Genomic DNA, 13,878 nt, shown 5'->3' with positions numbered 1-13,878 from the left:
CGCCTGCGGACACGTCGTGGCTGGTCGCTCCCCCACGCTCGGCCTCGCTCGCGCGGGGGGACCCCCATCGCGGCGGAGCCGCATAGCGACACAGCCCTTTGGGGCGCTAGCCCCCGTACGCGCCCGAAGCCGTCAGGCGCAGGGCCGTGTCGATCAGGGGGACGTGGCTGAACGCCTGGGGGAAGTTGCCCACCTGGCGCTGGAGGCGTGGGTCCCACTCCTCCGCCAGCAGGCCCAGGTCGTTGCGGAGCGAGAGCAGCTTCTCGAACAGCTTGCGGGCCTCGTCGACGCGGCCGATCATCGCCAGGTCGTCCGCCATCCAGAACGAGCAGGCCAGGAAGGCGCCCTCGTCGCCGGGGAGGCCGTCGACGCCCTCGTCCTCTCCCTGCGTCGGGTAGCGCAGGATGAAGCCGTCCTCGGTGGACAGCTCGCGCTGGATCGCCTCGATGGTGCCGATGACGCGCTTGTCATCGGGCGGCAGGAAGCCCATCTGCGGGATCAGCAGCAGCGAGGCGTCCAGCTCCTTGGAGCCGTAGGACTGCGTGAAGGTGTTGCGCTCCTTGTCGTAGCCCTTCTCGCACACGTCCCGGTGGATGTCGTCGCGCAGTTCCTTCCACCGCTCCAGCGGGCCGTCGGCGTCGCCGGACTCGATGAGCTTGATGGTGCGGTCGACGGCGACCCAGGCCATGACCTTGGAGTGCACGAAGTGGCGGCGCGGGCCGCGCACCTCCCAGATGCCCTCGTCCGGCTCGTCCCAGTGGTCCTCCAGGTAGCGGATCAGCTTCAGCTGGAGCAGGGAGGCGTAGTCGTTGCGCGCCAGGCCCGTCATGTGGGCCAGGTGCAGGGCCTCGGTGACCTCGCCGTACACGTCCAGCTGGAGCTGGTGGGCGGCGCCGTTGCCCACCCGGACCGGGGCGGAGTTCTCGTAGCCGGGCAGCCAGTCCAGCTCCGCCTCGCCGAGCTCGCGCTCGCCGGCGATGCCGTACATGATCTGGAGGTTCTCCGGGTCGCCGGCGACCGCGCGCAGCAGCCACTCGCGCCAGGCGCGGGCCTCCTCGCGGTAGCCGGTGCGCAGCAGCGAGGACAGGGTGATCGCCGCGTCGCGGAGCCAGGTGTAGCGGTAGTCCCAGTTGCGGACGCCGCCGATCTCCTCCGGCAGGGAGGTGGTGGGCGCGGCGACGATGCCGCCGGTCGGGGCGTACGTCAGCGCCTTCAGGGTGATCAGCGAGCGGATCACGGCCTCGCGGTAGGGGCCGTGGTACGTGCAGTGCTCCACCCACTCCCGCCAGAAGTCCTCCGTGGCCTGGAGCGACTGCTCCGGCTCCGGCAGCGGGGGCGGCTGCTTGTGCGAGGGCTCCCAGGAGATCGTGAACGCGATCCGGTCGCCCGGGGCGACGGTGAAGTCCGCGTACGTCGTCAGGGACTTCCCGTAGGTCTCGCAGTCGGTGTCGAACCACACCGAGTCGGGGCCCGCGACCGCGACCGTGCGCCCGTCGTGCTTGTGCACCCACGGCACGACACGGCCGTAGGAGAACCGCATCCTCAGCGCCGAGCGCATGGGGACGCGGCCCGAGATGCCCTCCACGATCCGGATCAGCTGCGGGGCGCCGTCGCGCGGGGGCATGAAATCGGTCACTCGGACCGTGCCGCGCGGGGTGTCCCACTCGGATTCCAGGATCAGCGAGTCCCCGCGGTAGCTGCGGCGGGCGGCGGTGGGTGGCTCCGCGTCGGCCGCGTGGGCGGGGCCGAGGCGCCAGAAGCCGTGCTCCTCGGTGCCCAGCAGGCCGGCGAAGATGGCGTGCGAGTCGAAGCGGGGCAGGCACAGCCAGTCCACTGTGCCGTCCCGGCAGACCAGCGCCGCGGTCTGCATGTCTCCGATGAGTGCGTAGTCTTCGATGCGCCCGGCCACGTGCAACTCCAGTCGAACGGCCACGTCACCCCCCGGGGAAGAGGGGGCGGTCGCTAGTGCGGTCAAGGGGTCGTTGTAATGCGTCGTTGAGCGGTGAAGCAAAGCAGCCGTCCCGCTGTGAGGCAAAACGATGATTGTTGCTCAACGAACTGACGAGCTCTTGTTGTTCCGGTGGTACGGGCGGGGGTGGTGCCGTCTTGCCGGTCCGGCTCGGCAGTGAGTGTCCGAGCAGGATACGACGCACGTAGATGATCTGTGTGCCGCTCCGGGCAACGCGGCTGGGCCGAACGGGTGAGCAACGGGTGAGAGGCCGGTGAGGGCGTGCGGGCCCGTGTCGACACGTGCGCGGAGCGTGGCCGGAAGCCATCCGCCCGAGGCGCTGATACCCTGGTAGCCCGTGGACCGGTGGGAGAAAAACCCCCGAACCGCAGCGACGGCGACTCCGGACATCTCCGGCGAGGAAGCCGCACCGCACCCCAAACCGCGACCACGGGAGCCCCCCTTTGGCCATGCCGCCCGCTGCTTTCCGAAACAGCACAGCCACGACGACCAAGCACATCTTCGTCACCGGGGGTGTCGCCTCCTCGCTGGGCAAGGGCCTCACCGCCTCCAGCCTCGGCATGCTGCTCAAGGCGCGGGGCCTGCGCGTCGTGATGCAGAAGCTCGATCCGTATCTGAACGTCGACCCGGGCACCATGAACCCGTTCCAGCACGGCGAGGTGTTCGTCACCAACGACGGCGCTGAGACGGACCTGGACATCGGACACTACGAGCGCTTCCTCGACCGTGACTTGGACGGCTCCGCCAATGTCACTACAGGACAGGTCTACTCGACGGTGATCGCCAAGGAGCGGCGCGGCGAGTACCTGGGCGACACCGTGCAGGTCATCCCGCACATCACCAACGAGATCAAGCACCGCATCCGCCGTATGGCGACCGACGAGGTGGATGTAGTCATCACCGAGGTCGGCGGCACCGTCGGCGACATCGAGTCGCTGCCGTTCCTGGAGACCGTCCGCCAGGTCCGTCACGAGGTCGGCCGGGACAACGTCTTCGTCGTGCACATTTCCCTCCTGCCGTACATCGGCCCGTCGGGAGAGCTGAAGACGAAGCCCACCCAGCACTCGGTCGCGGCGCTGCGCAACATCGGTATCCAGCCGGACGCGATCGTCCTGCGCTGCGACCGTGAGGTGCCCACCGCGATCAAGCGCAAGATCTCCCTGATGTGCGACGTCGACGAGGCCGCCGTCGTCGCCTGCCCCGACGCCCGCTCGATCTACGACATCCCGAAGACCGTGCACGGCGAGGGCCTGGACGCCTACGTCGTCCGCAAGCTGGACCTGCCGTTCCGCGACGTGGACTGGACGACCTGGGACGACCTGCTCGACCGCGTCCACAACCCCGACCACGAGATCACCCTCGCCCTGGTCGGCAAGTACATCGACCTGCCCGACGCCTACCTGTCGGTCACCGAGGCGCTGCGCGCGGGCGGCTTCGCCAACAAGGCCCGCGTGAAGATCAAGTGGGTCACCTCGGACGACTGCAAGACCCCGGCCGGCGCCAAGGCGCAGCTCGGTGACGTCGACGGCATCTGCATCCCCGGCGGCTTCGGCGACCGCGGTGTGCTCGGCAAGGTCGGCGCGATCAAGTACGCCCGCGAGAACAAGATCCCGCTGCTCGGCCTCTGCCTGGGCCTGCAGTGCATCGTGATCGAGGCGGCCCGCAACCTCGCCGGCATCGGCGACGCCAACTCCACCGAGTTCGACCCGGCCACCGCCCACCCGGTCATCTCCACGATGGCCGAGCAGCTCGACATCGTCGCGGGCGAGGGCGACATGGGCGGCACGATGCGCCTGGGCATGTACCCGGCCAAGCTGGCCGAGGGCTCCATCGTGCGCGAGGTCTACGACGGCAAGGAGTACGTCGAGGAGCGGCACCGTCACCGCTACGAGGTGAACAACGCCTACCGCGCGGAGCTGGAGAAGCAGGCCGGCATCCTCTTCTCGGGCACCTCGCCGGACGGCAAGCTCGTCGAGTACGTCGAGTACCCGCGCGACGTCCACCCCTACCTGGTCGCCACGCAGGCGCACCCCGAGCTGCGGTCGCGCCCGACCCGCCCCCACCCGCTGTTCGCGGGCCTGGTGAAGGCGGCCGTGGAGCGTAAGACGGGTAAGTAACACGAGGGTTGTACGGTGGCCGGGGTGCGAGCGTTCAGTGCGCGCGCACCCCGGTTTTTTCGCGCGGATGACTGCGGACGACCGCGGATGACTTCTGTACGTCTGGAAGGGCAGGGCATGACGATCAAGGACACGCCGGAGGAGTGGGAGATCCGGGCGACGGAGACCCCCTTCGTGGGCAACAAGACCTCCGTGCGCACCGATGACGTGGTCATGCCCGACGGCAGCGTGGTCCGCCGGGACTACCAGGTCCACCCGGGGTCGGTGGCCGTCCTCGCCCTGGACGAGGAGGACCGGGTCCTGCTCATCCGGCAGTACCGGCACCCCGTGCGCCAGAAGCTGTGGGAGATCCCGGCCGGACTGCTCGACGTCCCCGGCGAGAACCCGCTGCACGCCGCGCAGCGCGAGCTGTACGAGGAGGCACACGTCAAGGCCGAGGACTGGCGGGTCCTGACCGATGTGTACACCACGCCCGGCGGCTGCGACGAGGCCGTACGGATCTTCCTGGCCCGCGGTCTGTCCGAGGCCGACGGGGAGCGGTTCGAGGTCGAGCACGAGGAGATCGACCTGGAGTACGCGCGCGTGCCGGTGGACGAGCTGGTGCGGGGGGTGCTGGCGGGGGAGCTGCACAACAACTGTCTGGTGGTGGGGGTGCTGTCGCTGGTCGCGGCGAGGGCCTCCGGCCGGCTGGAGGAGTTGAGGGTGGCGGACGCGGAGTGGCCGGCGCGGCCGTTTGTGGCGTAGCGCCTATGGGGGTGCGGCGCGTTGTTGGTTGGCGGGTGCGGCCTCGTTGTGGCTTGTCGCGCCCACGCGGCGGAGCCGCAAATTGATACGGCCCCGCGCCCCTTAAGTACGTCACCTTGCCGTCAGTCCTACGATCCGTTGATCCGATCGAGGGACCTGCTCGCCGTGCTCATCCCGGACCGTCGCAGAGCGTGAACTAGGCTCTGGAAATGCCCGGACCGGAGTCCCGGCGGGCTTTGCGCGTGCGGTGGACGGGAGTGTGGCCCGTGACGGATCAGGTGGTGGACACAGGCGGCGTGAAGCTGTCGGCGGAGGGCCATTTCCTGGGGCGGACGCGGGAGTTGAAGGAGCTGCTCGCCGATATCGAGCGGGCCGGTCTGGACACGCTCTCCGGGAAGAAGGCGCCCCGCGCGCGCGTGCTGCTCATCGCGGGCAGACCCGGCTCCGGTCGTACGGCGCTCGCCGAGGAACTCGTACGACAGGTCGCGGACCGGTACGGCGACGGCGTGCTGCGTGCCCGGCTCGGCGAGCCCGACGGTACGCCGGTCCCCGTGGAGCGCGTGGCCCGGGAACTGCTCGCCGCCCTGGACCTGCCGGTCCCGGCCGGTGCCGCCGAGGACGACCTCACGGCGGCGCTGCGCGAGGCGCTCGCCGGCCGCAGGTTTCTGCTGCTGTTCGACGACGCGGCCGACGCCGAGCAGGTGGACGCGCTGCTGCCGGACAGCCCGGACTGTCTGGTCGTCGCGGTCTCCTCGGGGCCGCTGACCGGGATCGCGGACGTCCGCCCGTGCACGCTCGGCGGGCTCGACACCAAGTCGGCGGTGGAGCTGCTGTCCCGGCACGCCGGGTCGGTGCGGATCACGGTGGACCCCCGCGCGGCCGAGGGGCTGGTCGAGGAGTGCCAGGCGCAGCCGGCCGCCCTGATGCTGGCCGGCGGCTGGCTCGCCGCCCGCCCCAAGGCGGCCGTGGCCGATCTGGCCAAGCAACTGCACGCCGAGCTCGACGAGGACACCGCGGGCGCCCCGCTGACCCGGATCTTCCGCCTCGCCCACGCCGCGCTGCCCGCCCCGGCCGCCCGGATACTGCGACTGCTCAGCCTGGCCCCGGCCGGCCTGGTCGACCCGCACACGGCCTCCGCCCTGGCCGGCTGCTCGGTCAGCGGCGCCCGCACCACCCTGGACGACTTCGTCGCCCTCGGCCTGCTGCGGGCGGTGGAGTCGCCGCTGCCGCAGTACGAGGTCCCGGGCTGTCTGTACCCCCTGCTCAAGGCGCTCACCGAGGCCCAGGACCGTCCCGCCGAGCTCCAGCTGGCCCGGGCCCGCATGCTGGAGCGGACCGTGCGGCTGCTCCAGTCGTGCCGGGCGATCACCGAGACCGACAGTCCGCAGGCGCGCGAGAAGCTCCTCGGGATGCCGCGCTCGCTGCGCTTTCCCAGTCCGCGGGCCGCGGCCGACTGGCTGCGGATCCGCAGGCCCGCCCTGCTCGCCGCGGCCCGGCTCGCCGTCGCCGACGGGGAGCTGGACACCCTGGCCCGGCGGCTGATGTCCCAGCTCGTGCGGGCCATGGTCGCCCACTTCGGCACCCAGGCCGCCGCGCCCGACCTGTACGGCATCCACGGGCTCGTCCTGGACGTGGCCGACCGCCGCGACCTGCCCCGGGAGCGGGCCGCTGCCCTGCTGAACCTCGGCGACCTCGACGCCCGGACCGGGCGGACCCGGGAGGCACTGGCGCGCTACCGGGCCGCGCTGGACGCCGGACGGGCGGCGAACGACCCGTATGCGACCGGGCGCGCGATGGAATCCGTAGGCGGCGCGCACCTGGAGCTCGGGGACTACGACCGGGCGGCCGACTGGTTCGGGCGGGCGCTCGCCCAGCGGCTGGCCCGCGACGAGCGCGCGGACGCCGCCCGCCTCTACGGCCGTATCGCCGCCGCGCACACCTTCGCGGGCCGGTACGGCGAGGCGCAGCGGGGCTGGCGGGCCGCGGTCGCCGGGCACCGCAAGAGCGGTGATGTGGCCGCACAGGCGCGGGCGTTGAGCGAGCTGGCGCGGGTGCAGGAGTACGCGGGCCGGCCCGAGGAGAGCCTGCGCACCTGCCAGGAGGCGGTGGAGTGGGCGCGCCGCGCCGAGGACGTACGGCTGCAGGCCGCGCTGCATCTGCGGCTCGCCGACACCCTGGAGCATCTCGGCGACTCCGCCGCGGCTCGACTGCAGCGCGGGGCCGCCGAGCGCATGCTGGGGGAGGAGCTCCCGGACGGTGCTGCAGGGCCGGAATCCGAGGACAGCGACGATACAGCGCCCTAACGCCTGCGAAATCCGTAGTGCATCTGCTGAAGATTGATGCAATGAAAGGCTAGACAGCGGGAACACCTTCATTAGACTGGCTCTGCCGCACCTTCTCCTGCGGTGTCTCCCGGTGCGCCCGTGTCTGCCCGGGTATGTCTTGTAGTGCCCCATACCCTCTGAGCCAAGGACCGTGATCGACGTGAAGGTCGGCATCCCCCGCGAGGTCAAGAACAACGAGTTCCGGGTGGCCATCACCCCCGCCGGTGTGCACGAGCTCGTGCGCAACGGTCACCAGGTCGTCATCGAGCGCAACGCCGGCGTCGGCTCCTCGATCACGGACGACGAGTACGTGGCCGCCGGCGCCCAGATCCTGGAGACCGCCGACGAGGTGTGGGCCACCGCCGACCTGCTGCTGAAGGTCAAGGAGCCCATCGCCGAGGAGTACCACCGCCTCCGCAAGGACCAGACGCTCTTCACCTACCTGCACCTGGCCGCCTCCAAGGAGTGCACGGACGCCCTCATCGAGTCCGGCACCACGGCGATCGCCTACGAGACGGTCGAGCTGCCCTCCCGCGCGCTCCCGCTGCTCGCCCCGATGTCCGAGGTCGCGGGCCGCCTGGCCCCGCAGGTCGGCGCCTACCACCTGATGCGCTCGGCCGGCGGCCGTGGTGTGCTCCCCGGCGGCGTCCCCGGCACCCAGCCCGCCAAGGCCGTCGTCATCGGCGGCGGTGTCTCCGGCTGGAACGCCACGCAGATCGCCGTCGGCATGGGCTTCCACGTCACGCTGCTCGACCGCGACATCAACAAGCTGCGCGAGGCCGACAAGGTCTTCGGCACCAAGGTCCGGGCCATCATGTCCAACTCCTTCGAGCTGGAGAAGGCCGTCCTCGACGCCGACCTCGTCATCGGTGCCGTGCTCATCCCGGGCGCCAAGGCCCCGAAGCTGGTCACCAACGAGCTGGTGTCGCGCATGAAGCCCGGAAGTGTCCTTGTCGACATCGCGATCGACCAGGGCGGCTGCTTCGAGGACTCGCGTCCCACCACGCACGCCGAACCGACCTTCAAGGTCCACAACTCGGTCTTCTACTGCGTCGCCAACATGCCCGGCGCGGTGCCCAACACCTCCACCCACGCGCTGACCAACGCCACGCTGCCGTACATCGTCTCGTTGGCCAACAACGGCTGGGTGGAGGCGCTGCGCCGCGACCCGGCGCTCGCCAAGGGTCTCAACACCCATGACGGCAAGGTCGTTTACCGCGAGGTCGCCGAGGCGCACGGGCTGGAGCACGTCGAGCTGGAGTCGCTGCTCGGCTGAGCCGCAGGCCCACCGTTCGCGACTAAGTCACCTTTTCGTAAAGGCGATACGTCAACACTGGACGTCAACGTCGCCCACCCGGCCGGACCTTGCCGACAAGGTCCGGCCGGATGTGTGTATGGTCACTTTGCGACGCTCGATCAACTCGCCTCGAACGTAACCCTTCGACCGATTCGCACACCGGTGAAACCTACCGTGCGACGGCCGTACGCCCTTGACAGAGGGATGTTTCATTGCCGACACATCGTGCCGGGTCCGGCGGATTGTGTTGCTGCGGACCGCCGACACGCCATAGAGTCGCCAACCGTCGGCATGGTGCCACGCTGACCTGTCTAGAAGTTTCCTGGTCACCAAGGAGGTAAGACGACTTGTGAATGAGTCGACATTTACTCCCGGGGGTGGTCAACCAGGAAGCCCTGCGCGGGGTCAGGTTCCCGCGGGGTTCGAGGCTGTCGGCTCCGTTGCGGTGCGCACCTTCGCAGCCCACCAGAGTCACACCTCAGAACTGACTCGCCCAGCACACCAGAGCATGGATGGCCATCACGTGAACGCCATGGCCGGCGACGGAAGTGGCGCGCCCCACAACCACTTCGCCGACTACGACGAACTGCCCGACGGGCACTTCTACGATCCCGACGCGGAGTACGAGCCCGACCCCGAGTACGCGGCCACGCTCGCGCCCGACGCTGCCCGCCAGCGCCGTGAGCGCATCGGCCCGACCGGGCGTCCGCTGCCGTACTTCCCGATTCCGGGCCCGCTGACCGACCACGGTCCCGCGAAGATCATCGCGATGTGCAACCAGAAGGGCGGCGTCGGCAAGACGACGTCGACCATCAACCTGGGTGCCGCGCTCGCGGAGTACGGGCGCCGGGTGCTGCTCGTCGACTTCGACCCGCAGGGCGCGCTGTCGGTCGGACTCGGCGTCAACCCGATGGAGCTCGACCTCACCGTCTACAACCTGCTCATGGAGCGGGGCATGTCGGCCGACGAGGTCCTGCTGAAGACCGCGGTCCCGAACATGGACCTGCTGCCCAGCAATATCGACTTGTCGGCGGCAGAGGTCCAGCTCGTCTCCGAGGTGGCCCGTGAGTCGACGCTTCAGCGGGCGCTCAAGCCGCTGATGGACGACTACGACTACATCGTGATCGACTGCCAGCCCTCGCTCGGCCTGCTCACCGTGAACGCCCTCACGGCGGCGCACAAGGTGATCGTGCCGCTGGAGTGCGAGTTCTTCGCCCTGCGCGGTGTCGCACTGCTGACGGAGACCATCGAGAAGGTCCAGGAGCGGCTCAACCCGGAGCTGGAGCTCGACGGGATCCTCGCCACGATGTACGACTCGCGCACCGTGCACAGCCGTGAGGTGCTCGCGCGTGTCGTCGAGGCGTTCGACGACCACGTCTACCACACGGTCATCGGGCGCACGGTCCGCTTCCCGGAGACCACGGTCGCCGGTGAGCCGATCACCACGTACGCCTCCAACTCCGTCGGTGCCGCCGCCTACCGCCAGCTCGCCAGGGAGGTGCTCGCCCGGTGTCACGCCGAGTGAGTCTGCCGGGGGCCGACGAACTGTTCCGTACGACAGGGGGAATGGCGCTCCAGCCGTCCACTCCCCGGCGCCCGGCCAACGGCGAGGCCCGGGTGCCGTCCCCCGCGGGGGAGAGCGATCCCGCCGCCGCGGAGGACGCGCCGCAGTCGGTGCCCGCGCAGGGCGGCGAGGGCGCGGAGCACGTGGCGGCGGAGCCGGAGGCGGCCGACGACGGGGAGTCCCGCAGCCGGTCCGCCGCGTCCGGGGCCGGTGCCGGTTCCGGGCGGCGGCAGGGGGCGCAGGAAGGTTCTTCTGCCGCGGCGCCGCGCAAGCGGGGGCGGGCGGCCGCCCGCCGGCCCAGCGGGCGCGAGCGCCACGACGAGAAGATCACCGTGTACGTCTCCGCCGAGGAACTGATGGACCTGGAACACGCCCGGCTGGTGCTCCGCGGCGAGCACGGCCTGGCCGTCGACCGCGGGCGGATCGTCCGGGAGGCGGTCGCGGTGGTGCTCGCCGATCTGGAGACCCGCGGGGACGCCAGCATCCTCGTACGACGGCTTCGCGGGCGGTAGCGGTAGCCTGCGGGGGCTATGACCTCGAACGACGTTTCCCGTGGCCGTCGGCGTGCGCTGGGGCGCGGGCCGGGGGCGGCAGCCGGGCCGGAGCCCGAAGCGGAGCCGGTGGACGCTGCCGCTGCCGCGGAGGCCGCCGCCCAGGAGGCTGCTGCGGAGGAGGCCGCCGCCGGGGAAGCCGCCATCGGGGCGCCCGCCGCCGAGGAGCCCCCTGTCGGGGGGTCTGCCATTGGGGAACTCGCTGTCGGGGGGCCTGTCGCCGGGGAAGCCGCCGCTTCGGGGTCGGCTGCCGAGAGGGCCGCGGCTGAGGAGTCCGCTGTCGGGGGAGCCGTCGCCGAGGAGCCCCCTGTCGGGGAAGCCGTCGCTCAGGGGCCCGTTGCCGAGAAGGCTGCGGCTGGGGAGCCCGCTGTCGGGGAGGCCGCCATCGGGGCGCCCGCCGCCGAGGAGCCCTCTGTCGGGGGAGCCGTCGTCGGGGTGCCCGCTGCCGAAAGGGGCGTAGCCGAAGAGGTCGTCGTCGAGGAAGCCGGTTCCGGGGACGACGGTGTTTTCAAGGTTCGGCTTGCCAACTTCGAAGGTCCCTTCGATCTGCTGCTCCAGCTGATCTCCAAGCACAAGCTGGATGTCACCGAGGTCGCGCTGTCGAAGGTGACCGACGAGTTCATGGCGTACATCAGGGCCCTGGGTCCGGACTGGGACCTGGACGAGACGACCGAGTTCCTGGTGGTCGCGGCGACCCTGCTCGACCTCAAGGCGGCGCGGCTGCTGCCCGCCGCCGAGGTGGAGGACGAGGCCGACCTGGCGCTGCTGGAGGCGCGGGACCTGCTGTTCGCGCGGCTCCTGCAGTACCGGGCGTACAAGCAGATCGCGGAGATCTTCGACCGGAGGCTGGCTGACGAGGCCCGGCGCTATCCCCGTACCGTCGGCCTTGAGCCGCACCTCGCCGACCTGCTGCCCGACGTCGTCATCAGCATCGGGGCGGAAGGATTCGCCAAGCTCGCCGTGAAGGCGATGCAGCCCAAGCCCAAGCCGCAGGTGTACGTCGACCACATCCACGCGCCGCTGGTCAGCGTGCAGGAGCAGGCCGGCATCGTGGTCGCGCGGCTGAGGGAGCTGGGGGAGGCCAGCTTCCGGGTGCTCGTCGAGGACACCGGCGACACGCTGACCGTCGTGGCCCGGTTCCTGGCGCTGCTGGAGCTGTACCGGGAGAAGGCCGTCGCGCTGGAGCAGGAGACCGCGCTGGGGGAGCTGCTGGTGCGCTGGACCGGCGGCGAGGGGGACGAGACACCGAGGGTGACCGACGAGTTCGACCGGCCGCCGGACGAGCCGAAGGAGGAGAGCAAGCCGTGACCGAGACCGTTGCCGATCTCCAGCTCAAGCCCGCCCTGGAGGCCGTCCTGATGGTCGTGGACGAGCCCGCGTCCGAGGAGCGCCTGGCGAAGATCCTCGAACGGCCCCGGCGGCAGATCGCGAACGCCCTGCGCGAGCTGGCCGACGAATACGCCCGGCAGGGCCGCGGCTTCGAGCTGCGGTACGTGGCCGGCGGCTGGCGGTTCTACACCCGGCCCGAGAACGCCGCGGCCGTGGAACGGCTCGTCCTGGACGGGCAGACCGCCCGGCTCACCCAGGCGGCCCTGGAGACGCTCGCCGTCGTCGCGTACCGGCAGCCGGTCAGCCGCAGCCGGGTCTCGGCCGTGCGCGGAGTCAACTGCGACGGGGTCATGCGCACCCTCCTGCAGCGGGGTCTGGTCCAGGAGACGGGCACGGAACCCGAAACAGGTGCGATCCTGTACACGACGACGAACTACTTCCTGGAACGGATGGGCCTGCGCGGCCTGGACGAGCTCCCGGAGCTCGCGCCCTTCCTCCCGGAGGCGGAGGCGATCGAGGCCGAGACCGCGGAAGGGGTTCCGTCGTTCGATCCGGACGCTCCGGATTCCGACGCAGACGACAAGACGGAACATTGATGCGAAGCAGCAGCGGCAGGAACAGCAGCGGAAACAACGGCGGGAGCCGTGGTGGCAACAGCGGCGGCCGCGGCGGGAGTGGCGGTGGCCGCGGCAACTACCGCGGTGCCGGTAACAACCGCGACGACAAGCAGGGAGGCCGGCCGAAGAAGCCGCGCCCCGAGGAGCGGCGCTACGACGTCGGCCCCGGGGCCACGCAGGACGGTCCGAAGTCCGGGCGGGGCGGCTCCGCGCGCGGCGGGGCCAAGGGCGGCCCGAAGCAGGGCCAGCAGCGCGGCGGCCGTACGGCGCCCGCCCGCTCCCGCGAGTACGAGACCCGTGCCGAGGAGCGCAACCGCGAGCGGTACGCCGGCAAGAAGGACGTCAAGCTGCCCAAGACCTTCCCCGGCGCCGAGCAGGAGGGCGAGCGGCTGCAGAAGGTCCTCGCGCGCGCGGGCTACGGCTCCCGGCGGGCCTGCGAGGAGCTGATCGAGCAGGCGCGGGTCGAGGTCAACGGCGAGATCGTGCTGGAGCAGGGCAAGCGGGTCGACCCGGAGAAGGACGAGGTCAAGGTCGACGGCCTGACGGTGGCGACGCAGTCGTACCAGTTCTTCTCGCTGAACAAGCCCGCCGGTGTCGTCTCCACCATGGAGGACCCCGAGGGGCGCCAGTGCCTCGGCGACTACGTCACCAACCGTGAGACGCGGCTCTTCCACGTCGGCCGGCTCGACACCGAGACCGAGGGCGTCATCCTGCTCACCAACCACGGCGAGCTGGCCCACCGGCTGACCCACCCCAAGTACGGCGTGAAGAAGACCTACCTCGCGGCCATCGTCGGCCCGATCCCGCGCGACCTGGGCAAGCGCCTGAAGGACGGCATCCAGCTGGAGGACGGCTACGCGCGCGCGGACCACTTCCGGGTGGTCGAGCAGACCGGCAAGAACTACCTCGTCGAGGTCACCCTGCACGAGGGCCGCAAGCACATCGTGCGCCGCATGCTGGCGGAGGCCGGCTTCCCCGTCGAGAAGCTGGTGCGCACCTCCTTCGGCCCGATCACCCTGGGCGACCAGAAGTCGGGCTGGCTGCGCCGCCTGTCGAACACCGAGGTCGGGATGCTGATGAAGGAAGTCGACCTCTAGGGCTTCGAGGGCTTCTAGGGCCTCCAGGGGGTCGAGGACGCTTGCTGTCGGCCGGTTTCCCGGGGTGGGGGTTTCCCCCTCCGGGGGGCCGGCCGATTGGTTTTCGGCCCTCCGCCGGTCTCTGTCTCTGACGGAGGGAGCGGGGATGTCTGTGACGACGGACCACGGGATCGGCGACAGGGCGCGTCTGGCGGCGCCGGAGCGTCGCGGGTGGCGGGCGGGGCCGGGTGGGGCCCGGCGGGGGCGTGAGGAGGCGCTGAGGGCCCCTG

At 70.8% G+C, this 13,878-nt stretch carries 9 protein-coding genes and 1 pseudogene; 9 read left to right on the top strand and 1 reads right to left on the bottom strand.

The window, feature by feature from the left end; all coding sequences use genetic code 11:
* Positions 1-106: 106 nt before the first annotated feature.
* Positions 107-1,909, bottom strand: a complete 1,803-nt coding sequence (locus ICC28_RS05415; RefSeq protein WP_188287261.1) for a glycoside hydrolase family 15 protein — start codon at positions 1,907-1,909, stop codon at positions 107-109.
* Positions 1,910-2,418: 509 nt separating this feature from the next.
* Between ICC28_RS05415 and ICC28_RS05410 the strand changes: the two genes are divergently transcribed.
* The 9 genes and pseudogenes from ICC28_RS05410 to ICC28_RS05370 all read left to right on the top strand — a co-directional run bounded on the left by ICC28_RS05410 (position 2,419) and on the right by ICC28_RS05370 (position 13,609).
* On the top strand, positions 2,419-4,086 hold the full coding sequence (locus tag ICC28_RS05410; RefSeq protein ID WP_188287226.1) for a CTP synthase: 1,668 nt from the start codon (positions 2,419-2,421) through the stop codon (positions 4,084-4,086).
* Between the two features lie 117 nt (positions 4,087-4,203).
* Complete coding sequence (locus tag ICC28_RS05405; protein WP_188287260.1) at positions 4,204-4,830, top strand: NUDIX domain-containing protein; 627 nt, start codon at positions 4,204-4,206, stop codon at positions 4,828-4,830.
* A gap of 266 nt (positions 4,831-5,096) precedes the next feature.
* Positions 5,097-7,170 (top strand): annotated as a pseudogene (locus tag ICC28_RS05400) (tetratricopeptide repeat protein).
* Between the two features lie 135 nt (positions 7,171-7,305).
* On the top strand, positions 7,306-8,430 hold the full coding sequence (ald, locus tag ICC28_RS05395; protein WP_188287224.1) for an alanine dehydrogenase: 1,125 nt from the start codon (positions 7,306-7,308) through the stop codon (positions 8,428-8,430).
* A gap of 553 nt (positions 8,431-8,983) precedes the next feature.
* On the top strand, positions 8,984-9,976 hold the full coding sequence (locus ICC28_RS05390) for a ParA family protein (protein ID WP_223188427.1): 993 nt from the start codon (positions 8,984-8,986) through the stop codon (positions 9,974-9,976).
* A 41-nt stretch (positions 9,977-10,017) separates the two neighbouring features.
* Positions 10,018-10,527, top strand: a complete 510-nt coding sequence (locus ICC28_RS05385) for a hypothetical protein (protein WP_223188351.1) — start codon at positions 10,018-10,020, stop codon at positions 10,525-10,527.
* An 18-nt stretch (positions 10,528-10,545) separates the two neighbouring features.
* Positions 10,546-11,874, top strand: coding sequence for a segregation/condensation protein A (locus tag ICC28_RS05380; protein WP_188287221.1), 1,329 nt, complete (start codon positions 10,546-10,548; stop codon positions 11,872-11,874).
* Positions 11,875-11,924: 50 nt separating this feature from the next.
* Positions 11,925-12,491 carry an SMC-Scp complex subunit ScpB gene (gene scpB / locus ICC28_RS05375; protein WP_411158569.1) on the top strand — a complete coding sequence of 189 codons (567 nt, stop codon included), beginning with the start codon at positions 11,925-11,927 and terminating at the stop codon, positions 12,489-12,491.
* Positions 12,491-13,609, top strand: a complete 1,119-nt coding sequence (locus tag ICC28_RS05370) for a pseudouridine synthase (RefSeq protein ID WP_188287219.1) — start codon at positions 12,491-12,493, stop codon at positions 13,607-13,609. Before scpB ends, ICC28_RS05370 begins: the two co-directional genes overlap by 1 nt.
* Positions 13,610-13,878: the final 269 nt, after the last annotated feature.

It is taken from the genome of Streptomyces sp. TRM68416, assembly GCF_014596915.1.
Classification (GTDB): Bacteria; Actinomycetota; Actinomycetes; order Streptomycetales; family Streptomycetaceae; genus Streptomyces.
Note: the sequence above shows the minus strand (reverse complement) of the source record. Positions and strands in the feature narration are given on the sequence as shown.

What these genes read in the sequence shown, in the direction of transcription:
- ICC28_RS05390 (WP_223188427.1), top strand. Translation starts at nt 8,984, where the DNA reads ATGGCCGGCGACGGAAGTGGCGCGCCCCACAACCACTTCGCCGACTAC.
- ICC28_RS05385 (WP_223188351.1), top strand. Translation starts at nt 10,018, where the DNA reads ATGGCGCTCCAGCCGTCCACTCCCCGGCGCCCGGCCAACGGCGAGGCC.
- ICC28_RS05405 (WP_188287260.1), top strand. Translation starts at nt 4,204, where the DNA reads ATGACGATCAAGGACACGCCGGAGGAGTGGGAGATCCGGGCGACGGAG.
- ICC28_RS05380 (WP_188287221.1), top strand. Translation starts at nt 10,546, where the DNA reads ATGACCTCGAACGACGTTTCCCGTGGCCGTCGGCGTGCGCTGGGGCGC.
- scpB (WP_411158569.1), top strand. Translation starts at nt 11,925, where the DNA reads ATGGTCGTGGACGAGCCCGCGTCCGAGGAGCGCCTGGCGAAGATCCTC.
- ICC28_RS05370 (WP_188287219.1), top strand. Translation starts at nt 12,491, where the DNA reads ATGCGAAGCAGCAGCGGCAGGAACAGCAGCGGAAACAACGGCGGGAGC.
- ICC28_RS05410 (WP_188287226.1), top strand. Translation starts at nt 2,419, where the DNA reads ATGCCGCCCGCTGCTTTCCGAAACAGCACAGCCACGACGACCAAGCAC.